This is a genomic window from Ralstonia pickettii (assembly GCF_016466415.2).
In the GTDB taxonomy this organism is placed as follows: Bacteria; Pseudomonadota; Gammaproteobacteria; order Burkholderiales; family Burkholderiaceae; genus Ralstonia; species Ralstonia pickettii.
Genome location: NZ_CP066771.1, coordinates 36,109 through 62,409, shown reverse-complemented (window position 1 = coordinate 62,409; position 26,301 = coordinate 36,109). Strand labels below are relative to the sequence as shown.

Below are 26,301 nucleotides of genomic sequence, written 5' to 3'. Positions count from 1 at the left end.
CCGGCACCTACACGCGCGCCGCGGCGTCAAGCTGTGCCAACCGCACCAGCAAACGGTCTTGGGCTTCGCTCGGAAAGCTCGATGTGCGGCGCACGGCAAACACGGTGTTCAGGCAGCGCCGCGCCACGATCGGGCGCACGACCTCCAGGCGCCCGCGCTCCACTGCATCCTGAATGGCATGCAGCGGCAGCACCGACCAGCCCATGTCGGCCTCCACCAATGTGCTCACCTCTTCCAGGTCGGACACGTGATGTGCGCTGACGGTCGTCTCGGGCATGCGCCGGAACAGCGCCCTGAACCACAGCCCGTAGACCGCATCGGATTCGTCGTAGGTGACGAAGGGCAGTGCCGCGCAGTCGGCCAGCGTGCGTGGCGCAGCGTGCTCACGCAGTGCGCGGGCGCTGCAGGCCAGCACGAACTCTTCGGTATAGACGGCGTGGTGCTCAAATAGGCGAGACGTGCGCGGCGTGTAGACGAAACCGAGATCGGCGCGGCCGGATTCGACGTGGCCGAAGACCTCTTCGTCGCTGCCGAAGGCGAGTTCGAGGCGCACGTCGTCCAACAGCGGCGCATCCGACTCGGGCGACGGCGTCAGGAGCGCCGGCATCAGCACATAGCGCCCGAAGCTGGAGCCGCTCGCCAGCTTGAGCGACACGCGCTCCATCTCGCCGCTGTGCAATGCGGCGCGGAGTTCATCCAACCCGGCAAACGCATCACGGCACCACGCCCGCACCGACGTGCCGGCGCGCGTGAGCACGAGCTTGCGCCCCGAGCGCTCAAACAAGGGAACGCCGAGCCACTGTTCGAGCTGCCGCATCTGGTACGACAACGCCGGTTGCGACACGGCGAGGCGGTCTGCCGCCCGCACGAAGCTGCCCTCGTTGGCGACGGTCAGGAAGCTATGCAGATAGCGCAGCGGCGAGTGCGACATGGCAGAAGACGGGTGCCCTTATCTATCAAATTTTTGGATCGAAAAACGAAAAACATTCGATTTGATTTCAAGTCTGTCAGATCGCACAATGCGCCGCAAGTGAACGACCGATCCAGGCAGGAGGCCATCATGACGACCGCAATGCAACATCCGAGCTATGCATTGGAAGACCGCTACGGCGCACACAACTACGCGCCGTTGCCGGTCATGCTGGAACGCGGCGAAGGCGTGTGGCTGTTCGATACGGACGGCCGGCGCTACCTCGACATGATGTCGGCGTATTCGGCCGTCAGCTTCGGACATTCACATCCGAAACTCGTTGCTGCACTGACGGAGCAGGCCGGCCGGCTGACGCTCACGTCGCGCGCCTTCCACAATACCGAGCTGGGGCCCTTCCTGGCTGACGTCTGCCGCATCACGCGCATGGACCGCGCGCTGCCCATGAACACCGGCGCGGAAGCCGTCGAAACCGCGATCAAAGCAGCCCGAAAATGGGCGCGCGACGTGAAGGGCCTGCCGCCCGAGGCGGCCGAAATCGTCGTCTTCGACAACAATTTCCACGGCCGCACGACAACGATCGTCGGGTTCTCCTCGCACGATCAATACCGCTATGGATTCGGCCCGTTCGCGGCGGGCTTCCGGCGCATTCCGTTCGGCGACGCTGATGCGCTACGTGCGGCGATCGGGCCCAACACGGGCGCCATCCTGATGGAGCCGGTGCAAGGCGAAGGCGGCATCGTCGAACCGCCCGCCGGCTACCTCAAACTCGCGCGTGAACTTGCCACGCGGCACAACGTGCTCCTCGTCTGCGACGAGGTGCAAACGGGCCTGGGCCGAACCGGTGATGTGCTGGCGAGCTGGCATGAAGGCGTGGACGCCGATCTGGTGGTGCTGGGCAAGGCGCTCGGCGGCGGCATGGTGCCCGTATCGGCCATTGCCGGGCGCGAGGCGGTCATCGGCGTGTTCCACCCGGGCGACCACGGCTCCACGTTTGGCGGCAACCCGCTCGCAGCGCACATCGGACGCGCGGCACTCGGCTTGCTGATTGAAGAACAACTGCCACAGCGTGCCGCGCGCGTGGGCGCAGCGTTCGTCAACGAACTGAAGACGCTCGTTGGCCACGGCGTGCGGCAGGTGCGCGGGCGCGGCTTGATGATCGGCCTGCAACTCGATGCCGACATCGACGCGCACGACTTCGCCTTCGCGCTGGCTGAGCGCGGCGTTCTGACCAAGGACACCTACGGCAACGTGGTGCGCCTGACACCGCCGCTGGTGATTGGCGAAGCTGAACTGGCACTGGCACTGGAGGCCATCCGCCAGACGCTGGCCGGCTGGCCACGGCGCAAGGTGGCGTGACGGAAGAACTTGCAAGGGGAGTGACATGACCATCATCGATCTGATCGGCGCGGCCATCGGCTGCGGAGCGCAAGACGACGGCTGCAAGGACGGCCCGCGTGCGCTGCTCGAGGCCGGCGCGCTGGCGCGATTGCAGACGCCGGACACGCAGGCCACGCTCGTACACGACATCGAACTGGCCACGTCGGCCGGGCACAGCCGCTCAGCGCGCTTGGCCGCGCTCCCGGGCGTTGCCGGTTTCTCGCGCGCGCTCGGTGACGCAACCGCCCACAGCGTGCACCAGGGGCATGTGCCTGTGGTCATCGGCGGCGATCACTCCTGTGCCATCGGCACCTGGTCAGGCGTGGCAAACGCCTTGCGGCCGAAGGGTCCGCTCGGCCTGATCTGGATCGACGCCCATCTCGACAGCCACACGCCGCAGACGAGCGATTCCGGCGCCATCCACGGCATGCCGCTGGCGGCGCTGCTCGGCCACGGTGCAGCGGCCCTCACGCAGATCCGCGATGCCGCGCCGAAGCTGCTGCCGGAACACGTGGTGGTGATCGGCGCGCGCAGCTACGAGCCCGCCGAACGCGCGTTGCTTGACCTGCTTGGCGTGCGCGTCATCGACGCCGCCGAAGTGGCACGCAATGGTCTGCGCGCCGTCATGGCCGACGCCATCCGCCAAGTCAAATCGGACACGGCCGCCTTTGGCGTGACACTCGATCTGGACGCCTTCGACCCCGCCGTCGCGCCGGGCGTCGGCACGCCCGAAACAGACGGCCTCACCGGGCAGGGCATGGCGCAAGCACTCGCCGCGTGCGCGCGCGACGCACGGTTTGCCGCATTCGAACTGGTGGAATACAACCCGCGCCACGACAAGGACGGAATCACAGCGCATCTGGCCCTGGACCTGCTGGCCAGCGTCGCAGGCGCGCTGCACGCCCAGCGCCGCGAATACGCAACGGCGGCTTAAGCCGCCGTAAAAAAAAGCGGACCGCCAACGCCCGCACACAGACCGTGTGGCCGTACCCTGCCCTATGCGGCGCCTTGAATTTCTGTTGCAAGGAGGAAAAAGGAAGGGAAACTGTCTGAGCGCAGCGAGTTTTTCCCTTCCCCTCCTTGCGACATAAATTCAAGGAGTTTTTCGCCGCATCGGGCGCGCCTTTCTTTGGTTACTTTCTTTGGCAAGACAAAGAAAGTGAGTCAGCCCCGGCAGGGGATGAAACAAGGGATGCACCACAAACGCCGGTGGTGCAAAGAAGAACAAGCGCTCAGGCCTGTTCCTTGATCCGAAACACCTCCACCCCCACCGACTCACAATCCGGATACACATCCGGCTTCTCCGTCGACACCCGCGCGGCCAGCACATGCGGGTGCTTGAGCATCGCCGTCAGCACGTCATCGCACAGCGTCTCCTGCAGATGGATATGGCCTTGCGCCATGCGCCGCGCCACGGTCTCGCGCATGAAGTCGTAATCCACCACTTCATGCAGCTTGTCTTCCGTGGGCGACGAATGCTCCAGCGGCACGTACAGCTCGATGTTGATCAGGACGCGCTGCTCGCCCTTCTTCTCGAATTCATGCACGCCGATGTTGATCTGCACTTCGTAATTGCGCAGAAACATGCGGCGGCAGTGCGACAGGCGCGGGTGGGATAGCAGGGAAAGCATGGGGCGTCCGGGGAAAGATTATTCAGTCAGGAACATCACGTCGCGAGCCAGCGGCATCAGGTGCTGGCCTCCGTCGACGAACAGTGTGGTGCCGGTGACGGCGCGGGCGGTGGCGAGGTAGCACACCGCCTCGGCGATGTCTTCCGGCGTGGACGACTGGCCCAGCGGCGTCATCTGGTGCGCGCGTGCAAACCCGCCTTGCGACTGGTCGCCCGACACCATCGTGATGCCCGGCGCCACGCCCACCACGCGCAGCGCGGGCGCCAGCGCCTGCGCAAGCTGCATCGTGGCGGTCGACAGCGCCGCCTTCGACAACGTGTAAGAGAGGAAATCCGGGTTCAGGTTATCGAGCTTCTGGTCGAGCAGATTGATGACGACGCCGCGGTGCTCGGCGCCATCGGCAGTCAGCGCACGGTGCAGCTCGCGCGACAGCAGCAGCGGCGCCGCCACGTTGGTGCGCATGTGCGTATCGAGCGACGCATAGCTGAAGCTGGTCGCGACGTCGTACTGGAACAGCGACGCGTTGTTGACCAGGCACGTGGGCGTACCCAATGCAGCGCTGCAATCGGCGATCAGGCGGCCGGCGGCGGCTTCGTCCGACAGGTCGGCCTGCAGCACGGCGGCGCGCCGGCCCATGGCGGTGATCTCGGCGGCCACGGCGTCGGCCTCGGTGCGCGAGCGGTGGCAATGCACTGCCACATCCCAGCCGTGACGGGCCAGGGCCAGGGCAATGACGCGCCCCACGCGACGGCCTGCGCCTGTGACGAGAGCGATGCGCCGCTGTGTAGCGGATTCTGCGGTCGATTCCGCAGTGGACTGGTTGGGCGTCTGCGCCATTGTTTACAATTCGCCGATGAGCAAAACCATGAGTTTACCGCTTCCCAACGAGGCGGCGCAGGCGCAGTCCGCGCACCTGTTCGCCGTGATCGCCGACGCCATTGCGGCCGCCGGGGGCTGGCTTCCGTTCGACCGCTACATGGAACTGGCGCTTTACGCGCCCGGCCTGGGCTATTACAGCGGCGGCGCGGCCAAGTTCGGCAGGCGCGTGGAGGACGGCGGCGACTTCATCACCGCGCCGGAACTGACGCCGTTCTTCGGGCGCACCGTGGCACACCAGATCGCGCAAGTGCTGCAGGCATTGCCCGAAGGCCAGCGTCGCGTGCTGGAATTTGGCGCCGGCACCGGCAAGCTTGCCGCCGACATCCTCACCGAATTGGATGCGCTGGGCGCGCGGCCCGACAGCTACGGCATCGTCGAACTCTCCGGCGAGCTGCGCCAGCGCCAGCAGGAGCGTCTGACTGCGCTCGGCCCCGAGCTGGGCGCCCTCGCGCGGTGGCATGACACGTTGCCCGCGCCGTTCACAGGCGTGATGGTCGGCAACGAAGTGCTCGATGCGATGCCCGTGTCGCTCTGGGCGCGCCGCGACGGCGTGTGGCACCAGCGCGGCGTGGTGCTCGATGCCGACAACGGCCTGCAATGGGAAGACCGGCCCGTGAGTCTGTCGGAGGTGCCCGCCAAGCTGGCCGCCCTGCCCGGCACGGACGACTTCGTGACCGAATCGCACGAAGCCGGCGAGGGCTTCATCCGCAGTGTCGGCGCGGCACTCGAGCGCGGCCTGCTGCTGCTGATCGACTACGGTTTCCCGGCCGCCGAGTACTACCACGCGCACCGCGCCAACGGCACGCTCATGTGCCACTACCGCCAGCACGCGCACGACGATCCGTTCTGGCTGCCCGGCCTGCAGGACATCACCGCGCACGTCGATTTTTCGGGGATTGCACAGGCGGGCCAGGAAGCCGGGCTGGAACTGCTCGGCTATACGAGCCAGGCGCGCTTTCTGTTGAGCGCCGGTGTGGGCGAATTGCTGATGAGGCTCGATCCGTCCGACCCGATGCAGTTTCTGCCGGCCGCCAATGCCGTGCAGAAGCTGCTGTCCGAGGCAGAAATGGGCGAGCTGTTCAAAGCCATCGCGCTGGGCAAAGGCATCGATGCGGCGCTGCCGCTGGCCGGCTTTGCGGATGCAGACCGCTCGAACCGCTTGGGTTAGTCGATCAGGCTGACGCGGCCTTGGCCGCGTTGGCTTCCAAGGCGCGTTCGTTCTGCTCGGCTTCGTAGCGGCCGATCGTGCCGCGCATCCACCACAGCAGCGCCAGGCCCGGGAAGGCAAACACCACGGTCATCAGATAGAACGCGGGCCAGCCGTAGGCTTCAACGAGGTAGCCCGAAGTGGGCCCGACGTACACGCGGCCGATGGAGGCCAGCGCCGACAGCAACGCATACTGCGTCGCCGAGAACGACCGGTTGCACAGCGCCATCAGCAGCGCCACAAAGGCCGCCGTGCCCATGCCACCGCAGATGTTCTCGATGCCGATGGCCACCGCCATCGTCCACAGGTGCTGCGGCGTCACCGCCAGCACCCAGTAGCCGAGGTTCGACACCGCCTGCAGCACGCCGAAGATCAGCAGCGCGCGCACCAGCCCCAGCCGGACCATCAGCGTGCCGCCATACAGCGCGCCCACGATGGTGGCGGCCAAGCCGAGCGTCTTGTTGACGATGCCGACCTCACCCGCGGAAAAGCCGACACCGCGGATCAGGAACGTGGTGGACAGGCTGCCCGCAAACGCATCGCCCAGCTTGTAGAGCACGATCAGCGCCAGCAGCGCCCAGGCGCCACGGCGCGAGAAAAAGTCCCGCAGCGGGCCGACCACCGCTTCCTGCAGGCTGCGCGGTGGGCGCGCCGATACCTCCGGCTCGGGCGACCACAGCGTCGTGATGATGCCCAGCGCCATCAACCCGGCCATCAGCAGATACATGTTGCTCCAGCCCATCACGCGATCGGCGAGATACAGCGCCAGGCCGCCCGACACCAGCATCGCCAGCCGATAACCCAGAACCTTCACGGCCGCGCCGACGCCGCGCTCGCTCGTATGCAGCACATCGGTGCTGTAGGCATCGAAGACGATGTCCTGCGACGCGGATAAAAACGCCACCAGCACCGCCAGCCCCGCCAGCGCCCAGAGCGCGGCGTGCGGCGGCGTGAAGGCCATGGCTGCAATCGACGCCACCAGCCCAGCCTGCGTGAGCACCAGCCAGCCGCGCCGACGGCCCATCAGCGGCGGCGTGAAGCGGTCCATCAACGGCGCCCACAGGAATTTGAAGATATAGGCCTGCCCCACCAGCGAGAACAGCCCGATGGTGCGGATATCCAGCCCTTCCACCGTCATCCACGCCTGCAGCGTGCCCGAGGTGAGCGCCAGCGGCAGGCCGGAGGCAAAGCCCAGCAACAACATGGCGCCGATGCGGCGGTTGCGGAAAATATCGAGGTAATCGTGGAAGGTCATGCGGCAGGCCGGTGGCGAAGGCGAATGCGGGTTGCCACGTAGCGTGGCGCGCGGCGTTGGCCGATATTATGTCGCACGGATCCGTCCCCTCACCCATATGCCCCGCGTCACACGCTCCCTGCTGACCACTTTCGGCCTCGCGCTATCTGCGTGGGCAACCGCCATGGACGGCCCGCTGCCCGTCCCCGCCGACGGCGTGAAGCTGGAAGCGCCCACCACCACATCGCCCAACATCCGGCTCGTCATTCCGGCCGAGGAAATCGATAAGCGCGCGCTGGCCGAATATCAGGGGATCATCGACAACGCGGCCCACGAAGGCGCGCTGGCGCCGGACAACGTGCCGGATCTGATCCGCATCCGCGGCATCGTCAAACGGCTCACACCTCAGGCACCGCGCTGGAACCCCGACGCCACGCACTGGCAGTGGGACGTCAACTTGATCGGCTCGTCGCAGGTGAACGCGTTCTGCATGCCCGGCGGCAAAATCGCCGTGTTCTCGGGCCTGCTCGAACAGTTCAAGCTGACGGACGACGAACTCGCCATGGCGCTCGGCCACGAGATCGCCCACGCGTTGCGCGAACACGCCCGCGCCCGCGCCGGCCAGCGTGAAATCACCAACCTGGGCGCCAACGTCATCTCGCAATTGTTCGGCTTCGGCAACCGGGGCGATACGGACCTCGGCGAAGGCGCCAAGATGCACCTGCTGGCGTTCTCGCGTGCGGAGGAAACCGAGGCCGACCTGGTCGGCATGGACATCGCCTCCCGCGCCGGCTACGACCCGCGCGCCGCCCTCACGCTGTGGCAGAAAATGGGTTCGATCGGCGGGACGGAGCAAAAGCAGTTTCTGTCGACACACCCATCGGGGCGCACCCGGATGGCGGTGCTGTCACGCCATTTGCCAGAAACGCTCACGCTGTTTGCCGATGCCCGCCATATGACGATGGCGAAACTGCCCGAATATCGGTCGAACATGCAATATCTGGGGGCTGCGCCTGTTGATAATGGCGACGAAGCGCCGATGCGGCCGATGGTGCGGCGGTAGTGTGCAAATCAATGCGGCTGCAGCTGCTCGCTTGAGCCAGGACGCTGCACTGCGGGCTCTCGCCGTGCCCGCCGCGACAACGCCATCCCCGCCACCGTTGCGCCCAGGATCAGCACCGCGCCGCCCGTCTGCATCGGGCTGAACCACTCGCCCAGGACCAGCGCGCCGAGCACGGTCGCCGTCAGCGGGCTGAGCAAAGACAGAAACGTCACATCTGCGCCAAGCACGCCGATACCGCGCACCCACAGCCAGTAGCCCAACGCCGTGCCGATGACGATAAGGTAAGCGAAGCCCACCGCGTTGCGCGCTGTGAGCATGGGCGGCAAACCTTCCACACACAGCGCCACCGGCAGCAGCACCAGCCCGCCCAGCGCGAGCTGCCAGGCAGCCAGCGCGAGCGGCGTGCCGATTCGGCCCCAGCGTTCAATGAGCACGGTGCCGATCGCCATCGAAAACGCAGCGGCCAGGGCTGCCGCCACACCAATCGCATCGAGCCTGGCCGCTGGGCCGAGAATCAGCAGCCCCACCCCCGTCGACCCTGCCAGCGCTGCCGCCAGTTGCGCCGGACGCGGCTTGCGGGCCAGCAGGGGCCACGCCAGCAGCGCCACCACCAGCGGTTGCGCCGACATGATCGTCGCTGCCACGCCACCTGGCAGGCGCTGCGCCGCCAAGAACAAGAGCGCGAAGAACACGCCAATATTCGCCAGCCCGAGAAACAGCAAGGGAAGCAACTTGCTACGCGGCGGCAGGCCCGGGCCGAGAAGCATGAGCAGCACCCCTGCCGGGAGCGCACGCAGCGCGCCGACCAGCAACGGGTGACCAACGGGCAGCGTTTGCGTGAACACCAGATATGTCGTGCCCCACAGAACGGGTGCCGCAGCGGTAGCCAACATGAGCGCCAGGCGGTTGAACTGCATGAGAAATCTCCATGTCACGTTATTTGATATCGAAGTAATGAGTCGCTTGGACAGGTTTCATGCGTGTTCCGCTACATAGCACCCGCTCGCGTCGACGCCCTGTGGCTTCAGCGGGAACCATCACGGCTCGCGTTGTCTCGCTCGGCCAAACCCGATACGATTCCTAAAGTCTCGACATCAAGTAATTCGATGTCGAAATACTAGGATGAGGAGTTTTATGGGTCAAGGCGATTCCACATCCCCGCAAGGGGCACCGATGGACAACATCCTCGCGCAATGGCGGCGCGAGCGCCCCGACATCGACCCGAGCCCGATGGCAGTCTGCGGCGATGTCTGGCGCGCCGGCGAGCGGCTGCGCAGCGGCGTGGTCGCCAACGTGGCGGGAGCCGATCTCGACATGGCGGGCTTTGACGTGCTGCTGACGCTGCGTCGCAACGGCCGCGACCAGGCGCTGTCGCCTTCGGCGCTGGCCAAGGACATGATGCTGTCGACCTCCGCCATGACAAACCGGCTCGACCGGCTGGAAAAACGCGGCCTGATCGCCCGCAAGACCGATCCAGACGACCGGCGCGGGCTGCAGATCGTGCTGACCGACGAAGGCTTCGCGTTGGTCGACGGACTGGTCGCCTCGCATGTGCAGACAGAAGAACGGATGCTTGCGGCGCTGAGTCCGGCGGAGCGGGCGATGTTGCGCGAACTGCTGGGTAAGATCGGTGGCGTTGGCGGCTGAACCCCGCAGAAAGGAGAACACCTTCATGCTGAAGCGATTCAAACACCTGTTCAGCCGGCCTGCGTCGACACCGGTATCGGAAGATCCGCTGCGCGACGACGACATCCTGCGGGACGACTTCTCTCCCAGCGCGGAAACGCTCGATGCCCTCGCCGAATTCGTGCGCCTTGTAGGAAGCCCGTGCGGGCAGGCTGAGGCCGATCAGATAGCCGATTCCGTACGAACCGGTGACCTCCCCGGCGACGACATCGCCGGCCTGCTGACATGGTCACTCGCCCGAAACCTGGGAGATGGCGCCCCGTGGACGCTGGCCATCTCGGTCGATTGGAAAGCCTGGGATGAAATCGAATGGCAGGCAGAGAAGCTGCTCGACACGCTCGGCATCGGGGCGCGTTGGGAATGGGCCCGCGCTGAAGCCGAGCGCACCGTTGCCGACGGCCTGCTCGATTTTGGCGCGTGGCTGCGTCCGCATGGCTACGAATTGCTGCACGTCGACACTGGCGGCGACGACTACTTTGCGTTTCCCATCCGGGCGGATTTGCTGCAAGAGGCCCGCCTGTACGCCGAGCGAGCAGGGTTGAAAATCGAACAGGCAGACGACTTCCGCGCGTCGCAAGGGCTGTCGCTCTAGCGTGTTGCAATATCCGCAATCGGCCGCAACAACCCCGTAAGCAAACGGGTCGCGCGCCGGGCCGTTCCTCTTTACGATGGCGGCTCACGTGTGCGCGTGGGGCGCCAACCTGGAGGAGCGTGTGAGCCTGACCATCCTGTGTGTGCTGGTGATCGTGGCAGCGGTGTGTGCAGCGCGCGGCCGACGTCGGGCTGCGCGCGGGCTGGCGGTGTTCTGTGGTGTGCTGGTGATCGCGATCGGCTGCGGGCCGGTGCCGGCCTGGCTGCTCGATTCGCTCGAAAAACCGTTCGAGAACGAGCCGCACATCCAATGGGGCACGCGCAACGCCATCGTGCTGCTGGGCGCGGGCACGTTCCGCGTGGGCGACTCGGTCGAGCCGGGGCTGTTCTCGTATCCGCGGCTGGTGGAAACCACACAGCTGTACCAGGCGTGCCGCAAGTCGGATGGCGATTGCAAGGTCCTCGTCAGCGGCGGCGATGCACGTCACCATGGCTCGCCGGAAGCCACCGTGTATCAGCGCGAGCTTGTCAGGCTGGGCGTCGCCAAGGACGACGTGCTCATAGAGCCCCAGAGCATGAACACGTGGCAGAACGCGCAATTCTCGCGCACGGTGTTGGCGCAATACGCGCCGGACCGCACGGTGCTCGTGTCGTCCGCCATCCACCTGCGGCGCAGCCTGCTGTATTTCACGCACTTCGGCATGGCGCCGATTCCGGTGCGCGCCGACGATCTGCAGGCCGCGGCGTCGCCCTTGCCGATGGCATACAACTTTGCGCTGACCGATTTCGCACTGCACGAGTGGATCGGCATCGCGCGCTATCACATGTACAACGCGCTGGGCTGGAACCCCGCGCGCATCAACCCCGGTGACGCCTGATTCGGCGGCCCTGCGCCGGGCATTCGAAGTGGTGCTCTAGTGCTTCCGGGGGGGAGCAAAATTCCGGCGCCGACCTATACTTTGTGCATCGCAACATCCGGGCATCGCAATGCGCCATCTCGGCCGTATTGAAGCTCACCGCCTCATCACCATTGGCAAGCTCGCTTGCCAGCACCCGCCCACCGGGCGCGGCCATCCCTGACGGGAATCGCTGACGATTCCTGCGCCAGCAAGTGGGCCGCTGCGTAAGCAGCGCCCACCCCGCCAGCCACACCTCAGAAGCAAACCAACAAGCAAGGGGAACCCTCATGCCTCAAGTCACGGCAAGCAAGCTGCCGGTCAAACTGCTCGCGCTCGTCTTCGGCGCCGTCGCGGCGCTGGTGATCGGGCGGACTTTCCTGCTGAACTGGCAGATCATTCCGCCCGGCTACACGGGCATCAAGATCAACCGGCTCGTCGATCGCGGCATCACGCATGAAAACGTCGTCACCGGGTTCGTGTTCTACAACCCCGTGCAGACGGCGATCATTCAGTACCCGACTTACGTGCAGCGCGTGATCTGGACGCAAGACGTGAACGAAGGCCGCGCCCTCAACGAAGAACTGACGTTCAACACGAAGGACGCCGTGCCCGTCAACGTGGACGTGGCTGTCTCGTACCAGCTCGACCGCGAGAAGGTGCCGGCCTTCTACACCAACTTCCGCGCCGATCGCATCGAGACGTTCACGCACGGCTACCTGCGCGACACCGCGCGCAACGTGATCGTCGTCATGGGCTCGGAATACAACTTTGACGACGTGAACGGCGGCAAGAAGGAAGAGTTTGTCGCGCGGCTGACCAAGGAGCTGGACACGCGGCTCGCACCGCTGGGCGTGTCGATCAAGCAGTTCGGCATCGTCGGCTCGCTGCGCCCGCCGCGTGCGCTGCTCGATGCAGTGAGCGCCAAGACCAAGGCCATCCAAGACGCGATCCGCACTGAAAATGAAGTGCGCTCCGCCCAGGCCGAGGCGAAGAAGAAAGTGGCGATTGCCGAAGGCGAAGCCGCTGCCAACCATGCGCTCGCCTCGTCGCTGGATGACCGGCTGCTCGCCTGGGAACGCTTGAAGCTCGAACGTGCCGCCATCGAGAAATGGAACGGCGTGACGCCGAGCGTGATGGCGGGCGGCAACGGCGGCGGCATGTTGTTCAACATCCCGGCGGGGGCGCAGAGCAAGTAAGCCCCGGGTCGTCAAAACGGCCAAAGAAAAACGCGCCCGAAGGCGCGTTTTTCGTTTCCGCTCAGGCGGCAATCAGCTCGCGAAACCCGGCGCGGCTTCGCGCACGGCGTGCTCGGCGCCAGCTGCGGGAATCGGCGCTTCCACATGCAGGCTGGTCGCTTCATCCACGCCCAGATGCACGTTCATGCATTGCACCGCCGCACCGGCCGCGCCCTTGCCCAGGTTGTCCAGACGCGCCGTGACGACCATGCGCTCGTCCGAACCGAACACGAACAGGTCGGCACGGTTGGTGTCGTTGGCGCCCTGCACGTCGAAGAAGCCGTTGTCGAGCGTCGCAACGTTGTCAGCCGGCGCCACGCGGATGAACTGCTCGCCCTGGTAGTAATCGGCCAGCACGCGGGCGATGTCCGCCGGGCTCACCTTGCGGGCCAGGTGCTGCGGGTGCAGGCCGATCGTCACGGCCAGGCCCTTGAGGAAATTGCCGACGACCGGCGTGAAGATCGGTGCGAGCGACAGCTTGCTCTGCACGCGCATCTCCGGCAGGTGCTTGTGCGCCAGCGCCAGCGCGTACGGACGCGGGCTGTCGAGCTTCGGATTATTGGCGGCGAGGTAGTCGGCAATCATCGCTTTGCCGCCACCGCTGTAACCGGTGAGCGAGAACGCGGTGACCGGGTAGTCGGCCGGGACGATGCCCGCGTCCACCAGCGGACGCATCAGCAGCACGAACGCACTGGCGTGGCAGCCCGGCACGGCGATGCGCTTGGTGTTACGCAGGCGCTCGCGCTGACCCTGGGCCAGTTCGGGCAGGCCGTAGACCCAGTCGTCCGACGTGCGGAACGCGGTGCTGGCGTCGATGATGCAGGTGTTCGGGTTGTTGACCAGCGAGACGGCCTCGCGCGAGGCGACGTCGGGCAGGCACAGGAATGCGACATCGGCGGCATTCAGGAATTTGGCGCGCTCGGCTGAATCCTTGCGCTTGTCTTCGGCGATGCGCAGGAGCTCGATATCGTCGCGCTGCGACAGATAATCGAGCAGGCGTAGGCCGGTGGTGCCTTCCTGACCGTCGACGAAAACCTTGAATGCCATGGTGATCTCGCTAAAAAACTGGGGGCTAAAGACAACGCCGGCAAGCGATGCCGGCGCGTGAGGTTTGCATTGTAGCGGCTGACGAAGACATTTCCGCGGCAGCGCTATGAAGTGTTTTTAGTGCCGCTTACCAGTGCGGCTTCGTGTCGTAATCGATCGTCAGCGGCGCGTGGTCGCTGAACTTGATGTCCTTGAAGATCGACGCGCGGCGTGCCGTGGCGGCAATGCCCGGCGTGGCGATCTGGTAATCGATCCGCCACCCGACGTTCTTCGCGTATGCCTGGCCGCGGTTGCTCCACCACGTGTACTGCTCGGGGCGCTGGTCGAGCGTGCGGAACACGTCCACGTAGCCGACCTCATCGAAGAGCTTGGTCAGCCACGCGCGCTCTTCAGGGAGGCAGCCGGAGTTCTTCTGGTTGCCCTTCCAGTTCTTGATGTCGATTTCCTTGTGCACGATGTTGACGTCGCCGCACAGCACGACCTCGCGGCCCTTTTCGTGGCGCAGGTCCTTGAGGTGCTCCATGAACAGGTCCATGAAGCGGAACTTGGCCTGCTGACGCTCTTCGCCGCTGGAGCCCGACGGCACGTAGACCGAGATGACCGACAGCTTGCCGTAGCGGGCCTCGACGTAGCGGCCTTCGGCATCGAACTCGCCGTTATCGAAGCCGACGATGACTTCGTCTGGCTTGTGGCGCGTGTACAGGCCCGCGCCGCTGTAGCCTTTCTTTACCGCGTGCTGGAACACGCCGTGATAGCCGTGCGGCGCCAGAAATTCCGGGGTCATGTCGTCTTGCGCGCATTTCAGTTCCTGCACGCAGACGAAGTCGGCGTCCTGCTTGCCCATCCAATCAAAAAAGCCTTTGCTGGCAGCGGAGCGCACGCCGTTGAGGTTGGCGGAAATGATGCGTAACATGGGGGGACTTTTTTGCGGACCAGAGAAAAAAAGATGAGCCAAAACAGCGAGTTGCGCCAATCCTTCATCCGCTTTGCGGTGGAAGCCGGCGTGCTGTCGTTCGGGGAATTCGTGACCAAGGCGGGGCGGACGTCGCCCTATTTCTTCAACGCCGGCAAGTTCGCAGACGGCGCCCTGCTGGGCCAAGTCGCGCAATTCTATGCGAAAACCCTGCTGGACTCGGGTGTCGAGTTCGACATGCTGTTCGGGCCGGCCTACAAGGGCATCACGCTCGCGTCGGCCACCGCCGTGGCGCTCGCAGGCCTGGGCCGCAATGTGGGCTTTGCGTACAACCGCAAGGAAGCCAAGGACCACGGCGAAGGCGGCAGCCTGGTCGGCGCGAAGCTGCAGGGCCGGGTGGTGATCGTCGATGACGTGATCTCTGCCGGCACCTCGGTGCGCGAGTCCGTCGAGCTGATTCGCGCCGCCGGCGCGACCCCGGCTGCTGTGCTGATCCTGATGGATCGGATGGAGCGCAGCGGCAACGCCGTGGATATCGGCGAGCGCTCTGCGGTGCAGGATGTGCAGGCGCAGTACGGCATGCCGGTGGTGTCGATTGCGAATCTGGATGACCTGCTTGGGTATCTGGATAACGCGGGCGACCCGGCGCTGGCTGGGTATCGGGAAAAGGCTGCTGCTTATCGGGATAAGTACGGCGTTAGCGCGATCTGAGTTTTTGCCGCGTTAAAGAACCCCGGTGGATGTTGTTCGCCGGGGTTTTGTTTTTTTGTGGCTCATTCTCCTGCCGCAGCCGATGCGAGGGATGCACCATCAGCGCAAGAGCCGCAAACCACCACCCTATTCGATCTTCAACCCCAAGAACGCCGGATTCCCCACCGGATATTCCGGCTGCAACCGCTCCATCACCTGCAGCAGAATCTCCGCCACCATCAGGCTGCGATGCGACTTGGAGTTCGCCGGAATGATGTGCCACGGCGCGTGCGGGGTGGCTGTGGCATTGATCGCGTCTTCGTAGGCAGCCATGTAGTCTTCCCAGAACTTGCGTTCTTCAATGTCCGCCATCCCAAGCTTCCAGTGCTTCTGCGGATCGTCGATGCGCATCTGCAGCCGATCGCGCTGCTCCTCCTTGGAGATATGCAAAAAGCACTTGACGATGGTGGTACCGGTCTCGGTCAGCATCTGCTCGAAAGCATTGATGTGAGCGTAACGGCGCTTGCACTCGGCGGCGTCGATGTCTCCATGCACGCGGGTAACGAGCACATCTTCGTAGTGGCTGCGATTGAAGATGACGATCTCGCCTGCGGCCGGCACCTCCGCATGGATCCGCCACAGGAAGTCATGCGCCAACTCCAGCGGCGTGGGCACCTTGAAGCCCACCACGCGCAGGCCGAGCGGGTCGAGCGCGCGGAACACGGTGCGTACCGTGCCATCCTTGCCCGCCGTATCCATGCCCTGCAGCACGACCAGCAGCTTGCGGCGGTGCTCGGCATAGAAGATGTCCTGCAGCGCCTCAATGCGCGCAGACAGTTCGGCCAGCCGCGCCAGGTCACCCGCCTTGCTGCCCGTGGTGCACGGTTTGGCGGCAGGATCGAACTTGGCAATCTTGAACTTGCTGCTGCCGTCGAAATACCAGTCGTCGATGGGGTTCTTGCCGTTGGATGCCACGGTGTCTCCTTGTTGTTCAGACAGGCGAATGGGCAGTTCCCGCGCGCCTAGTGGGCAACGGTCAGCTTGAGCGCATCCAGATCCAGCGTGCCTTCAAACACGGTCGTGGCGGGGCCCGTCATCATGACCGGCTGGCCGCCGCCCGCCCACGCGATGGTCAGGTCGCCGCCATGCGTGGTTACCTTGACGGGCGAATCGAGCACGCCACGGCGGATGCCGGCCACCACTGCTGCGCAGGCGCCGGTGCCGCAGGCGAGCGTCTCCCCCGCGCCGCGCTCGTACACGCGCAGGCGCACGGAATGGCGATCGACGATCTGCATGAAGCCCGCATTCACACGACGCGGAAACACGGCATGCGATTCGATCAGCGGGCCATCTTCCAGCACGGGGAAGGCTTCCGTATCGTCGACAATCTGCACGGCGTGCGGATTGCCCATCGACACGGTCGACAGCCATTCGGTCCGGCCGTTGATCTGCAGCGCGTGCTGCGTGTCGTCGCCCTCGACGCGGGTGGGCAGGCCTTCGGGCAGGAACGGCAGGCGCGCCGCCTCGAACACCGGTGCGCCCATGTCGACCGTGACCTGGCCGTCGTCCTGCATCGTCAGCGTGGCGATGCCGTTCATGACTTCCACACGCACGGTGCGCTTGTCCGTCAGGCCGCGGTCGGTGACGAACTTGACGAAGCAGCGCGCGCCGTTGCCGCAGTGCTCCACCTCGCCACCGTCGTGGTTGAAGATGCGGTAGCGGAAATCGACGTCGGGCCGCGTTGAACGCTCGACCAGCAGGAGCTGGTCCGCCCCCACGCCGAAATGGCGGTCGGCAATGGCAGCCCATTGCTCGGGCGTGAAGTCGATCGGGGTCTGGATGCCGTCGAGCACGACAAAGTCGTTGCCCGCGCCGTGCATCTTGGTGAAGTGCAGTTTCATGGCTGGCCGCACAGATGCGGCGATGAGCGTTCGGAAAACACCCATTCTAAAGGGAGCCGGCTGGGGTTGCCGCGGGCCGGCTCCCCGCATCAATAAATGCCCGGCATGCCCTCGGGACGGTGCTTGAAGCGCTTGTGCACCCAGTAGTACTCGGTGATGCGCGGGCGGATCGCGTCTTCAAAGAAGGCGTTCATGCGGCGCGTGTCGGCGGTCAGATCGCCGGTGGGGTAGTTCTCCCACGCGGGCAGGATGCGCAGCGCATAGCCCTCGTAGTTGGGCAGGATCTCGGTGTACATCGGCACGACCTTGGCACCGGTCATCGATGCCATGCGCGGGATGGCGTTGAGCGTGAGCGCCGGCACACCGAAGAACGGCACGAACTCCGAGTCGCGCTCGCCGAAATCCATGTCGGAGATGAGCTGCAGCGCCTCGCCGCGCTTGATGGTGCGCATGATCTGGCGGATGTTTTCGTTGCGCGACACCATGGTCGCGCCAAAGCGGCTGCGCAGCGCCTTGATGGCGTCATCGAGCACCGGGTTGGCCATGCGCGTGTACAGCGAGCAGCCGGCGTTGCCGACGTGCTTGCGCAGGTAGTCGGTCAGCGCCAGCGCGCCGATCTCCACGCCCGACAGATGCAGCGTGACGAGAATGTGCGGCTGGCCGTGCAGCGCTGGCAGATTGGCCTGGTCGTCGATCTTCACCACGCGCATCAGGCGCTTTTCCGACGCGAACCACGCAAACGAGCGCTCGGCAAAGCTGCGGAAGACCTTGCGGAAGACTTCGTGCGCCATGGCTTCGCGCTCGGCTTCGGACTTCTCGGGAAAGCACGCGCGCAAGTTGGCCAGCACCACGCGGCGGCGGCCATTGGGAATGCGGTACAGCAGCCCGCCCAGGCCTTCGCCAAAACGCGCGACAAAGCCGTACGGCAGGAAGGACAGCAGCCACAAGAAGCCGAGTCCGAGTTTGGCAGAGAGACGTTCCATAAAGGCAGCAGTGTCAGGCAGCGGGCGGAGCGTCCGCGCCCTTGGGATGCTTGTAGCGGTTATAGCCCCAGAGATATTGCGTCGGCGCCACGGCAATCAACCGTTCGACGGCGGCATTGATGCGGGTGGCGGCCTGCGTTGCGTCTTCGGGCAGATCGCCGATCTCCTCCAAGTGCAGGCGATAGCCCGCGCCGCGCGGCAACCGCTCGGCAAAAAGTGCCACGACGGGCGCACCTGTGAGCCGATGCAAACGGTGCACCAGCGTCATCGTATAGGCGGGCTTGCCGAAGAACGGCGCCCATACGCCTTCGCCGGCGGTGGGGGTCTGGTCGGGCAGGATGCCGACGGCCTCGCCGCGCTTGAGCGCGCGCACCAGCATGCGCACGCCACGCGGGTCTGCCGGTGCCATCTGCATGTTCGGTCCCGCTCGCATGGTTTCAATCCAGCCGCGCAGGCTTGCCTTGCGCGGCGGCTTGAACAGCGAGGTGACGGGGTGCTCACGCGCGTAGGCCTGCGGCAGCACTTCAAAGCAGCCCAGGTGCGGCGTCAGGAAGATCAGGCCGCGCCCATCTGCAAGCGCGCGCTCGACGATCGACCGGCACACGTCGAACAGGTGAGGGGCGACGTCCGCCCCGTTCTTGCGCACCCAGAAGTAGGGCATCTCGAACACCATGCGGCCGGCAGATCGCCCGGCCTCCTTGAGCATGGCGGGCGTGACGTCGGGATAGGCGTGGCGGAAGTTGGCAATGAGCCGGTCGTGATAGCGGCCGGGCACCTTGGCCGCCAGCGCCCCCAGCCAGCCGCCCAGCGCCTGCAGCGCGGATAGGGGCAAGCGTGAAAACAGCCAGAACAGGAAGGTCATGCGTGCGGTCGCAGCAATGTGTTGGTCGCAGTCGACAGGGAAGCAGGGTCTTGACAGGCCTTGCTGCGGCCCCGAAAAGTGCCGCGTATAATAGCGCGATTCGCCGAGTTAACTGACAACTTGCGGGGCGAATCCTTGCTTGGCCACAAACCTCGGCAAGGTTGCTAAATACCGCTAAAGCGTCGCCGGCCGTGGCTCAACGGATTGGCAACGTGATAGCCAATCTGGAGCTAACAGCCGTGTCAAACGACTTCCTCTTCACCTCGGAGTCGGTCTCCGAGGGCCATCCCGACAAGGTCGCCGACCAGATTTCCGACGCCATCCTGGACGCCATCCTCGCCCAGGACAAATATGCGCGCGTCGCAGCAGAAACGCTGTGCAACACCGGCCTGGTGGTGCTCGCGGGTGAAATCACCACGACGGCCAACGTCGACTACATCCACGTTGCGCGCGAAACCATCAAGCGCATCGGCTACGACAACACCGAATACGGCATCGACTACAAGGGCTGTGCCGTCCTCGTCGCTTACGACAAGCAATCACCGGATATTGCCCAGGGCGTCGACCGCGCGTCGGACGACTACCTCAACCAGGGCGCCGGCGACCAGGGCCTGATGTTCGGCTACGCGTGCGATGAAACGCCCGAGCTGATGCCCTTCCCGATCTACTACGCGCACCGCCTGGTCGAGCGCCAGTCGCAACTGCGCCGCGACGGCCGCCTGCCCTGGCTGCGTCCGGACGCCAAGTCGCAGGTGACGGTGCGTTATGTGGACGGCAAGCCCCACAGCGTCGATACCGTGGTGCTGTCCACCCAGCACGCGCCGGAAATGTCGCAAGAGGCCATCCGCGAAGCCGTGATCGAAGAGATCATCAAGCCGGTGCTCCCGTCGCACATGCTGGCCGAGACCAAGTACCTGGTGAACCCGACCGGCCGCTTTGTCATCGGCGGCCCGCAAGGCGACTGCGGCCTGACCGGCCGCAAGATCATCGTCGACACGTACGGCGGCGCCGCCCCGCACGGCGGCGGTGCGTTCTCGGGCAAGGACCCGTCCAAGGTCGACCGCTCGGCGGCGTATGCCGCGCGCTACGTGGCCAAGAACGTGGTGGCCGCCGGTCTGGCGCGCCAGTGCCAGGTGCAGGTGAGCTACGCGATTGGCGTCGCACGCCCGATCAACATCACGGTGTACACGGAAGGCACGGGCGTGATCCCGGACGAGCAGATCGCCAAGCTCGTGCAGGAGCACTTCGACCTGCGCCCGAAGGGCATTGTGCAAATGCTGGACCTGCTGCGCCCGGTCTACGAAAAGACCGCCGCATACGGCCACTTCGGCCGCGAGGAGCCCGAGTTCAGCTGGGAAGCCACCGACAAGGCCCTGCTGCTGCGCGAAGCGGCCGGCCTGGCCGGCGAGCCGGCCAAGGCGTTTGCCTGAGCCTGCGCTGGCGCCAAAGAGAAACCGCCCTTCGGGGCGGTTTTTTGTTGCGTGCTTGGCGATACCGCGCTCACGGCATCTTGCTGAGAATGCCGTTCATCTCATCTGCGGAAAACGCCCTCAGCGTCTGCGAACGGACATTGCCCGCCGCGGCCAGCGCCAGCCCGAAGGCCGTCATGGCGGCATCGTCCGGGCCCTCGCAAATCACGGCGAGGTCGTACTGGCCCAGCGTCCAGTAGATCGCCTTCATGTCGATGCCGGCCGCCTTGGCCAGTTCGCGGGCCGCAGCCGCCCGCTTGGTGGTGTCTTTCACGCTGCGGATGCCCTGGTCGGTAAAGTTCAGCAGGGCCAGAAAAGTTGCCATGGTGCATCTCCTGATCGGCGGGAGTCGGAGGGAAGCTGCATCGCGCGCCGCCGAAACGCGCGGGAGGTGCTTTCGTGCAATGTGCACGCCAGGCAAGCTGGCAAGCCCCATTGCGGCAACATCGCGCCCACACCGGTCCGTTCCAGCCCGTGCAGGGCCCCGGATGGTTTCAGATGCGATACACCGCCGCTGAAAAGCGCCCATTGCGCAACTTCGGTCAGGCACGGCGGTATCACGCGCGCTAACGTATCTCCTCCCAGGAGCCCAACTTGACCACCGCCACCGACCGCTACCTCGCCCGCTTCCGCGCCGTGCTTGCACACATCGACGCGCATCTGGAAGACACGCTGGATGTAGACGGGCTGGCCGGGGTGGCCGCATTTTCCCGGTACCACTTCCACCGCCAGTTCTCGTTGCTGTTCGGCATGAACGTCGGGCGCTATGTGCAGTTGCTGCGCCTGAAGCGCGCCGCGCATCAACTCGCCTATCGCGACGATGCGCGCATCACCGACATCGCACTGGCGTGCGGGTACGAAGGGCCGGAGGCATTTGCGCGGGCGTTCCGCAGGCAGGCGGGGCAATCGCCGTCGGCATTTCGGGCGGCGCCGCAGTGGGCGCCCTGGGCCACCGATCTACAAGCGTTGCGCGCCCTCAGGAGCCTGCATATGCCCGCACAACAGCAAACCCAATCCGTCGAGATCGTCGAGCGCGAGGCCGTGCCCGTCGCGGCCATCGAGCACCGCGGCGATCCCGCCCGCCTGGGCGAGACTCTCCGCACGTTTATCGCCTGGCGTCGCGAGCATCGGCTGCACCCAAGCGTTTCGACCACGTACAACGTCGTCTACGACAACCCCAGCGATGTGCCGCCCGAGGCGTTCCGCATGGACATCTGCGCCGCCACGCGCGCGCCGGTCGCTCCCAATGCGGCGGGCGTAGCGGGCAAGACGCTGGCAGGCGGGCGCTACGCCGTGCTGCGCCACACGGGCTCCGACGACACGCTCGGCCAGAGTGTTGCGTACCTGTATGCCGATTGGCTGCCCGCCAGCGGCGAGGAGTTGCGCGACGCGCCGTTGCTGTTCCGGCGCGTGCGCTTCTACCCCGACGTGCCCGAGCACGAAGCCGAGACTGACGTGCTTCTGCCGCTCAGGTGAACGTTCAGGCGTTCAGGCATCAGGCGTCCAGGTGGATCTGGATGCCGGTGGCCGTGTAGATGGCCGTGGCCTGGAAGCCGTCGACCACCACCGACGTGAACTGCCGGTTGCTGCCGGCGCCATCCACCACGGCGATGGTGTCGCCCACCTTGGGCGTGTAGCCGTTCACGAATTTCACGTGCAGCGTGCCGCCCGCAATGGTGGTAAGGCCGGCCACGCTCAGCTTGCCCTGGCCGTTCGGGCCGATGGCCAGATCAAGCGTGGTGCCCTGCAGTTGCGTGAACTTGCCGGCAATGGCCACCGCCGCCGGCGCGTTGACCGCCAGCGTGCCGGCTCCCACATACACGTCGCCCGCACCGAATGCATTGGCCGAATCGGCTTCCAGCACGCCGCCTGCGACCTGGGTGCCGCCGGTGTACGTGTTGGCGCCTGCCAGACGCAGCCTGCCGGTGCCTTGCAGCGTGAGCTTGCCAGGGCCCGAGATGGCGTTGCGCCACGAATCGGCCGCATTGAAGCCGCCCTGCGTTGCATCCATCGACACGATCACGTTGCCGTTGAACGCGCCGTAACCGTCGGCCGCCGCGAACAGGTTGAGGCGGCCCCAGCCTTCGGCGTCGTCGAGCACGGGGTAGCCGGACGCCAGCTCGGTGGTCTTGAGCACCACGCGGCGCTGGTCGGCGCTCAGGTACGGGAAGCGCGTTTCCAGCAGCACCTCGGCGCCCTTGGGCACCACCGGCGCCAGCGTCGTCGCACCGATCTGCGTAAAACCAAACGTCATGCGGCGCGTGAAGTTGGCCTGGTTGGTGGCGTAGTCGGCAAAGCGGTCGGTGGCCAGGGTGCCCGACTGGGCCAGCGCCGGGAACGTCGTCGCATCCGTGCCGGTCTGCGCCATCAGCGCAGCGTGCGCCTGCGTGAAGGCCGCCGCCTTGAGCGCAGCGTTGGCCGGATCGACCAGGTTGGCCGCCGCGGCGGCAATGCCGATCATGCGGCCGGACATCACATCCAGCGGCGAATGCATGCCGGCAAGGATGCGGTTCTCGCCCAGCTCCATGCCGCGCGCCAGGATCTGCTGGAAGCGCTCGGGCACCAGGTATGCCATGGCCACCGCATCGCGCGTTGCTTCCGCCGAATGGCCGCTGATGAAGCCGCCGTCGGTGGTGGGCGTCGGGCTCTCGGCCGGCACCAGCGTCGGCACGACGACCACGCTGCTGCTCCAGCGGTACGGCCGCGCGTATTTGTAGAAGCGCTTGGAAGGCTCGGTGGAGGCGTTGTTGCCCACCGTGTTGATCAGGTCGACCACCTTGCCGAAGGCAGTGTTGCCGGCCGAGGTGCCCACGCCCGTGTTGTTGCCGCTGTCGTTGTAGAGCACGGTGGTGGCATCGGCCGGCACGGTGGTAATCGACGTGGTCTGCTGCGCCAGCGTGCGCCACGCGGTGGTCAGCGGCCCCATGCCGTCGCTCACGCTGTAGCCCTTGCCGCGGCGGTCGTCAAAGTACGCCGCGTCGGCCTGGGCCTGCGTGCGGTTGGTGGTGGCGTTCACCACGTATTGAACGTTTGCGTTCAAGACCGGCAGATTGAGCTGCGTGCCGCCGGCCGTGCCGTCGTTGGGCAGGCCCGTCCACGTGGACGCCACGACCGCCGGGAACGACCCGTTGGCTGGCGCACTCACGCCCGCATCGACGATTTCCGTGAGCGGCTGCCAGAGATCCAGAAAGCGGATGAACAGGCGCACGCCGGCATTGGTGCCCAGCGTGGCGTAGCGGGCATCGCCGCGCTGGTTGGTGGCGATGTTGTCGACGAAGGCCGGTACGCCGGTGGCCACGGCCGCCGTGTCGACAAAGCCCGGGTCCGCGGGCGGCGCCGGAATGGCCTGCGTGGTGGCAACGGGCGTGCTGCTGGTGGTGTCATCGCCGCCGCACGCGGTGAGCGCGAGGGCACCGAACAGCGCAACGAGGCTGGAGCACAGACGCGGGCGGGAAAACGCGGGGCGGGCAGTGAAGGACATGGTGCGGCGGGCTCGCAACCCGCAAAGAGCGTTGGAAAGCCCGGCAGTCTCGACACGCGCCATGAAACAACGGTGACGTTTCGTTGACAAATCCGCATGATCTTCGCCCTACATTGGGGCATTCCGCGTCATGACAGCGCTGACAGTGAGTTATGTCACAGCGTGATAGAATCGCCGGCTGCATTCTTTGACATTGGTGAAGCCTGGTCCGGGCAATCGCCGTCCGTCGACCATGTCCTCTTCATCCCTGCATCCCGCCCTGCGCCGCTGGCTCCACAGCTTCATTCCTGCACCCGTGACGGTGCGCTGGAGCGAGCGCGTCCGTTCCGCAGTCGGCGCCCTCGCCGGCATCCTTTTTACCGGCACGATGATGAAGATGGTGCCGGGCGCTTCCACGCTGATCCCGCTGCTGGTCGCCCCAATGGGCGCCTCTGCCGTGCTGCTGTTTGCGGTGCCCGCCAGTCCGCTCGCGCAGCCGTGGTCGATCATCGGCGGCAACCTGGTGGCGGCTACCGTGGGCGTGACGTTCGCGCTGCTGGTGAATGATCCGGTGATTGCCTCTGCGCTGGCCATCTCGGCGGCCATTGCCGGCATGTTTGCGCTGCGCTGCGTGCACCCGCCCTCGGGCGCAGTGGCGCTCACCGCCGTGATTGGCGGCCCGGCCGTGCATGCGCTGGGCTACCGCTTCGTGCTGGAGCCCATCCTGATCCAGTCAGCGCTGCTGCTGGTGGGCGCACTCGTGTACCACGCGGCCACGGGCCACCGGTATCCGCACGCGCAACGCCTGCCTGCTGGCGAGCGTCCGCCCACGGCGGCCGGCTTCACCCGCGCCGACATCGTCGCCGCGCTGCGCCGCCAGAGCGAGCTGCTCGACATCGACCCCGAAGACATCGAAGCCGTGCTGCGCGAGATGCAACTGCAGGCCTACACGCGCACCTTCCAGGCGCTCACCTGTGCAGACATCATGACCACGCCGGTGGTCACGGTCTTGGCCGGCACGTCGATCCCCCGTGCACTGGAACTGCTGCGCCAGCATGGTTTCAAGGCATTGCCGGTGGTGGATGAGGGACGGCGCGTGGTGGGCATCGTCACGCGCGTCGACCTGCTAGGCCTGGCGCCGGCGGACATGCGCCAGACGCTGCGCCGCTGGTTCAGCATCGGCGCGCTCACGCCCCCGCGCGTGGCCGATCACATGAAGACACGCGTGCAGACCATCGCCGCCAACGCGCCCATGTCGGATCTGGTGCCGATGTTTGCCAGCGCCGGCCACCACCACATTCCGGTGCTGGATGCCGACGGACGGCTGGCCGGCATCGTCACGGAATCCGACTTGGTGGGCGGGCTGTACCGTCAGGCCAACATCGAGCCACAGGCGGCCTGAGCTGAACCGCCGTCAGACCGCATCCAGCGGCAACTCGCGGAAAGCGCTCAGCTGTTCCGCCGCCACCGAGTACGCCACCAGGCGCGGATAATCCGCCGCCGGCACGCGGTCCGGCACCATCAACTGGATGAAGGCCCAGGCCACGGCCACCGTTATGCCGGCCTGGCTCAGCTCGTTCTGGTCCACCGGCAAGGGCGCGTCCTTCCACTCCGCTTCAAGCGCTTCCAACGCCGCCAGCAACTGGCTGTGCACGCGTTCGACCCACGGCTCGTGCACTTTCTCGCTCGGGCGCAGGTTGTGTTCATAGACGATCTGCACGGCCTTCTCGCACGCGGCGAGCGCCAGGCCGATCACGCGCAGCGCGTGCTGGCGCTCGGCAATGGCGGCGGGCATCAAGCTGCGGCCTGCCAGCGTTTCTGCGTAATCGATGATGAGCGTGGAGTCGATCAGCACGGTGCCGTCGTCGCACACCAGTGTGGGCGCCTTGACCACGGGGTTGATGGCGCTGAACTGATCGAAATGCCGGAAGACCGAGACCGCCGCGTGCTCGAACGGCAGCCCGAGCAGCTTCAGCAAAATGGCCGTGCGGCGCACGTACGGTGAATCAAGCATGCCGATCAACTTCATGAAATCTCCTCGCTGGTGGGGGCGGCGGTGGGTAGAAAACCTTGGTGCGAAGCGCAAGGCTGCGCGGGCACGGATGCACATGATAGACAGCCAGCGCAAAGCGTGCCGACCGCCTCAGGCACGTTTTCTGCGTGCGCGGCATGGCTTTGAGCCGTCTGTTGCCGACGCCGGCCGGCCTCCCGATTTTCTAGAATGACCACAACTCGGGTGCACT

Annotated in this window: 26 protein-coding genes; 12 read left to right on the top strand and 14 right to left on the bottom strand. The window is 65.8% G+C overall.

The annotated features are described in order from the left end of the window. Positions 1-7: 7 nt before the first annotated feature. A complete protein-coding gene (locus RP6297_RS00265) occupies positions 8-931 on the bottom strand; it encodes a LysR family transcriptional regulator (RefSeq protein ID WP_037027968.1) in 924 nt (307 codons plus the stop codon). A gap of 129 nt (positions 932-1,060) precedes the next feature. On the opposite strand from RP6297_RS00265, the gene rocD reads away from it, so the two are divergent. Further along, on the top strand, positions 1,061-2,287 hold the full coding sequence (gene rocD / locus RP6297_RS00260) for an ornithine--oxo-acid transaminase (protein ID WP_037027967.1): 1,227 nt from the start codon (positions 1,061-1,063) through the stop codon (positions 2,285-2,287). 25 nt (positions 2,288-2,312) lie between these two features. Beyond that, complete coding sequence (locus tag RP6297_RS00255; protein ID WP_037027966.1) at positions 2,313-3,242, top strand: arginase; 930 nt, start codon at positions 2,313-2,315, stop codon at positions 3,240-3,242. Positions 3,243-3,540: 298 nt separating this feature from the next. Here the strand turns inward: RP6297_RS00255 and RP6297_RS00250 are convergent, their stop codons facing one another. After that, the gene (locus tag RP6297_RS00250; protein WP_004635799.1) at positions 3,541-3,939 is read right to left on the bottom strand and encodes a dihydroneopterin aldolase; all 399 of its coding nucleotides are present in this window, start codon (positions 3,937-3,939) and stop codon (positions 3,541-3,543) included. Between the two features lie 18 nt (positions 3,940-3,957). Continuing rightward, a complete protein-coding gene (locus RP6297_RS00245) occupies positions 3,958-4,776 on the bottom strand; it encodes an SDR family oxidoreductase (protein WP_037027964.1) in 819 nt (272 codons plus the stop codon). Positions 4,777-4,792: 16 nt separating this feature from the next. Here RP6297_RS00245 and RP6297_RS00240 point away from each other — a divergent pair, with 16 nt between their 5' ends. Beyond that, positions 4,793-5,986 carry a class I SAM-dependent methyltransferase gene (locus tag RP6297_RS00240; RefSeq protein ID WP_037028766.1) on the top strand — a complete coding sequence of 398 codons (1,194 nt, stop codon included), beginning with the start codon at positions 4,793-4,795 and terminating at the stop codon, positions 5,984-5,986. A 4-nt stretch (positions 5,987-5,990) separates the two neighbouring features. Here RP6297_RS00240 and RP6297_RS00235 read toward each other — a convergent pair whose 3' ends face one another. Further along, the gene (locus RP6297_RS00235; RefSeq protein ID WP_037027963.1) at positions 5,991-7,280 is read right to left on the bottom strand and encodes a muropeptide transporter; all 1,290 of its coding nucleotides are present in this window, start codon (positions 7,278-7,280) and stop codon (positions 5,991-5,993) included. A 97-nt stretch (positions 7,281-7,377) separates the two neighbouring features. Here RP6297_RS00235 and RP6297_RS00230 point away from each other — a divergent pair, with 97 nt between their 5' ends. Then, on the top strand, positions 7,378-8,322 hold the full coding sequence (locus tag RP6297_RS00230) for a M48 family metallopeptidase (protein WP_037027961.1): 945 nt from the start codon (positions 7,378-7,380) through the stop codon (positions 8,320-8,322). Between the two features lie 8 nt (positions 8,323-8,330). On the opposite strand, the gene RP6297_RS00225 is transcribed toward RP6297_RS00230, so the two are convergent. Continuing rightward, on the bottom strand, positions 8,331-9,239 hold the full coding sequence (locus RP6297_RS00225; RefSeq protein ID WP_037027958.1) for a DMT family transporter: 909 nt from the start codon (positions 9,237-9,239) through the stop codon (positions 8,331-8,333). Between the two features lie 217 nt (positions 9,240-9,456). On the opposite strand from RP6297_RS00225, the gene RP6297_RS00220 reads away from it, so the two are divergent. The 4 genes from RP6297_RS00220 to RP6297_RS00205 all read left to right on the top strand — a co-directional run bounded on the left by RP6297_RS00220 (position 9,457) and on the right by RP6297_RS00205 (position 12,694). Then, the gene (locus RP6297_RS00220; RefSeq protein WP_037027957.1) at positions 9,457-9,969 is read left to right on the top strand and encodes a MarR family winged helix-turn-helix transcriptional regulator; all 513 of its coding nucleotides are present in this window, start codon (positions 9,457-9,459) and stop codon (positions 9,967-9,969) included. 25 nt (positions 9,970-9,994) lie between these two features. Further along, the gene (locus RP6297_RS00215) at positions 9,995-10,600 is read left to right on the top strand and encodes a DUF6630 family protein (protein ID WP_037027956.1); all 606 of its coding nucleotides are present in this window, start codon (positions 9,995-9,997) and stop codon (positions 10,598-10,600) included. Positions 10,601-10,721: 121 nt separating this feature from the next. Then, positions 10,722-11,477, top strand: coding sequence for a YdcF family protein (locus RP6297_RS00210; protein WP_037028765.1), 756 nt, complete (start codon positions 10,722-10,724; stop codon positions 11,475-11,477). Between the two features lie 308 nt (positions 11,478-11,785). Then, positions 11,786-12,694, top strand: a complete 909-nt coding sequence (locus tag RP6297_RS00205) for a prohibitin family protein (RefSeq protein ID WP_037027955.1) — start codon at positions 11,786-11,788, stop codon at positions 12,692-12,694. 72 nt (positions 12,695-12,766) lie between these two features. Here RP6297_RS00205 and argC read toward each other — a convergent pair whose 3' ends face one another. Both argC and RP6297_RS00195 read right to left on the bottom strand, forming a co-directional pair. Further along, positions 12,767-13,780 (bottom strand): N-acetyl-gamma-glutamyl-phosphate reductase, encoded by a 1,014-nt coding sequence (argC, locus tag RP6297_RS00200; RefSeq protein ID WP_037027954.1) that lies wholly within the window; start codon positions 13,778-13,780, stop codon positions 12,767-12,769. A gap of 127 nt (positions 13,781-13,907) precedes the next feature. Continuing rightward, entirely contained in the window at positions 13,908-14,693 is a 786-nt protein-coding gene (locus tag RP6297_RS00195) for an exodeoxyribonuclease III (RefSeq protein WP_009239315.1), read from the bottom strand. Positions 14,694-14,726: 33 nt separating this feature from the next. Between RP6297_RS00195 and pyrE the strand changes: the two genes are divergently transcribed. Beyond that, the gene (gene pyrE, locus RP6297_RS00190) at positions 14,727-15,404 is read left to right on the top strand and encodes an orotate phosphoribosyltransferase (protein WP_004635818.1); all 678 of its coding nucleotides are present in this window, start codon (positions 14,727-14,729) and stop codon (positions 15,402-15,404) included. A 126-nt stretch (positions 15,405-15,530) separates the two neighbouring features. Here pyrE and RP6297_RS00185 read toward each other — a convergent pair whose 3' ends face one another. The 4 genes from RP6297_RS00185 to RP6297_RS00170 form a co-directional block, all read right to left on the bottom strand. Beyond that, positions 15,531-16,358: a polyphosphate kinase 2 family protein gene (locus tag RP6297_RS00185; protein ID WP_012760870.1), complete on the bottom strand. Its 828-nt coding sequence runs from the start codon at positions 16,356-16,358 to the stop codon at positions 15,531-15,533. A gap of 47 nt (positions 16,359-16,405) precedes the next feature. Beyond that, a complete protein-coding gene (dapF, locus tag RP6297_RS00180; protein WP_012760869.1) occupies positions 16,406-17,284 on the bottom strand; it encodes a diaminopimelate epimerase in 879 nt (292 codons plus the stop codon). An 89-nt stretch (positions 17,285-17,373) separates the two neighbouring features. After that, positions 17,374-18,267, bottom strand: coding sequence for a lipid A biosynthesis lauroyl acyltransferase (locus RP6297_RS00175; protein ID WP_009239318.1), 894 nt, complete (start codon positions 18,265-18,267; stop codon positions 17,374-17,376). Positions 18,268-18,280: 13 nt separating this feature from the next. Continuing rightward, positions 18,281-19,129: a lysophospholipid acyltransferase family protein gene (locus RP6297_RS00170; RefSeq protein ID WP_037027950.1), complete on the bottom strand. Its 849-nt coding sequence runs from the start codon at positions 19,127-19,129 to the stop codon at positions 18,281-18,283. A 239-nt stretch (positions 19,130-19,368) separates the two neighbouring features. On the opposite strand from RP6297_RS00170, the gene metK reads away from it, so the two are divergent. Further along, complete coding sequence (gene metK / locus RP6297_RS00165; RefSeq protein WP_004635827.1) at positions 19,369-20,559, top strand: methionine adenosyltransferase; 1,191 nt, start codon at positions 19,369-19,371, stop codon at positions 20,557-20,559. 70 nt (positions 20,560-20,629) lie between these two features. Here the strand turns inward: metK and RP6297_RS00160 are convergent, their stop codons facing one another. Beyond that, complete coding sequence (locus RP6297_RS00160; protein WP_004635830.1) at positions 20,630-20,923, bottom strand: GYD domain-containing protein; 294 nt, start codon at positions 20,921-20,923, stop codon at positions 20,630-20,632. 269 nt (positions 20,924-21,192) lie between these two features. Here RP6297_RS00160 and RP6297_RS00155 point away from each other — a divergent pair, with 269 nt between their 5' ends. Then, the gene (locus tag RP6297_RS00155) at positions 21,193-22,074 is read left to right on the top strand and encodes an AraC family transcriptional regulator (RefSeq protein WP_037027949.1); all 882 of its coding nucleotides are present in this window, start codon (positions 21,193-21,195) and stop codon (positions 22,072-22,074) included. A 19-nt stretch (positions 22,075-22,093) separates the two neighbouring features. Here the strand turns inward: RP6297_RS00155 and RP6297_RS00150 are convergent, their stop codons facing one another. After that, positions 22,094-24,079 (bottom strand): acid phosphatase, encoded by a 1,986-nt coding sequence (locus tag RP6297_RS00150; protein ID WP_037027946.1) that lies wholly within the window; start codon positions 24,077-24,079, stop codon positions 22,094-22,096. 232 nt (positions 24,080-24,311) lie between these two features. Between RP6297_RS00150 and RP6297_RS00145 the strand changes: the two genes are divergently transcribed. Further along, the gene (locus RP6297_RS00145; RefSeq protein WP_037027945.1) at positions 24,312-25,460 is read left to right on the top strand and encodes an HPP family protein; all 1,149 of its coding nucleotides are present in this window, start codon (positions 24,312-24,314) and stop codon (positions 25,458-25,460) included. 12 nt (positions 25,461-25,472) lie between these two features. On the opposite strand, the gene RP6297_RS00140 is transcribed toward RP6297_RS00145, so the two are convergent. Further along, on the bottom strand, positions 25,473-26,087 hold the full coding sequence (locus RP6297_RS00140; protein WP_037027944.1) for a glutathione S-transferase: 615 nt from the start codon (positions 26,085-26,087) through the stop codon (positions 25,473-25,475). Positions 26,088-26,301: the final 214 nt, after the last annotated feature.

Coding starts and splice junctions, on each gene's coding strand:
- RP6297_RS00265 (WP_037027968.1), bottom strand. CDS start 931: ATGTCGCACTCGCCGCTGCGCTATCTGCATAGCTTCCTGACCGTCGCC.
- rocD (WP_037027967.1), top strand. CDS start 1,061: ATGACGACCGCAATGCAACATCCGAGCTATGCATTGGAAGACCGCTAC.
- RP6297_RS00255 (WP_037027966.1), top strand. CDS start 2,313: ATGACCATCATCGATCTGATCGGCGCGGCCATCGGCTGCGGAGCGCAA.
- RP6297_RS00250 (WP_004635799.1), bottom strand. CDS start 3,939: ATGCTTTCCCTGCTATCCCACCCGCGCCTGTCGCACTGCCGCCGCATG.
- RP6297_RS00245 (WP_037027964.1), bottom strand. CDS start 4,776: ATGGCGCAGACGCCCAACCAGTCCACTGCGGAATCGACCGCAGAATCC.
- RP6297_RS00240 (WP_037028766.1), top strand. CDS start 4,793: ATGAGCAAAACCATGAGTTTACCGCTTCCCAACGAGGCGGCGCAGGCG.
- RP6297_RS00235 (WP_037027963.1), bottom strand. CDS start 7,280: ATGACCTTCCACGATTACCTCGATATTTTCCGCAACCGCCGCATCGGC.
- RP6297_RS00230 (WP_037027961.1), top strand. CDS start 7,378: ATGCCCCGCGTCACACGCTCCCTGCTGACCACTTTCGGCCTCGCGCTA.
- RP6297_RS00225 (WP_037027958.1), bottom strand. CDS start 9,239: ATGCAGTTCAACCGCCTGGCGCTCATGTTGGCTACCGCTGCGGCACCC.
- RP6297_RS00220 (WP_037027957.1), top strand. CDS start 9,457: ATGGGTCAAGGCGATTCCACATCCCCGCAAGGGGCACCGATGGACAAC.
- RP6297_RS00215 (WP_037027956.1), top strand. CDS start 9,995: ATGCTGAAGCGATTCAAACACCTGTTCAGCCGGCCTGCGTCGACACCG.
- RP6297_RS00205 (WP_037027955.1), top strand. CDS start 11,786: ATGCCTCAAGTCACGGCAAGCAAGCTGCCGGTCAAACTGCTCGCGCTC.
- argC (WP_037027954.1), bottom strand. CDS start 13,780: ATGGCATTCAAGGTTTTCGTCGACGGTCAGGAAGGCACCACCGGCCTA.
- RP6297_RS00195 (WP_009239315.1), bottom strand. CDS start 14,693: ATGTTACGCATCATTTCCGCCAACCTCAACGGCGTGCGCTCCGCTGCC.
- pyrE (WP_004635818.1), top strand. CDS start 14,727: ATGAGCCAAAACAGCGAGTTGCGCCAATCCTTCATCCGCTTTGCGGTG.
- dapF (WP_012760869.1), bottom strand. CDS start 17,284: ATGAAACTGCACTTCACCAAGATGCACGGCGCGGGCAACGACTTTGTC.
- RP6297_RS00175 (WP_009239318.1), bottom strand. CDS start 18,267: ATGGAACGTCTCTCTGCCAAACTCGGACTCGGCTTCTTGTGGCTGCTG.
- RP6297_RS00170 (WP_037027950.1), bottom strand. CDS start 19,129: ATGACCTTCCTGTTCTGGCTGTTTTCACGCTTGCCCCTATCCGCGCTG.
- RP6297_RS00160 (WP_004635830.1), bottom strand. CDS start 20,923: ATGGCAACTTTTCTGGCCCTGCTGAACTTTACCGACCAGGGCATCCGC.
- RP6297_RS00150 (WP_037027946.1), bottom strand. CDS start 24,079: ATGTCCTTCACTGCCCGCCCCGCGTTTTCCCGCCCGCGTCTGTGCTCC.
- RP6297_RS00145 (WP_037027945.1), top strand. CDS start 24,312: ATGTCCTCTTCATCCCTGCATCCCGCCCTGCGCCGCTGGCTCCACAGC.
- RP6297_RS00140 (WP_037027944.1), bottom strand. CDS start 26,087: ATGAAGTTGATCGGCATGCTTGATTCACCGTACGTGCGCCGCACGGCC.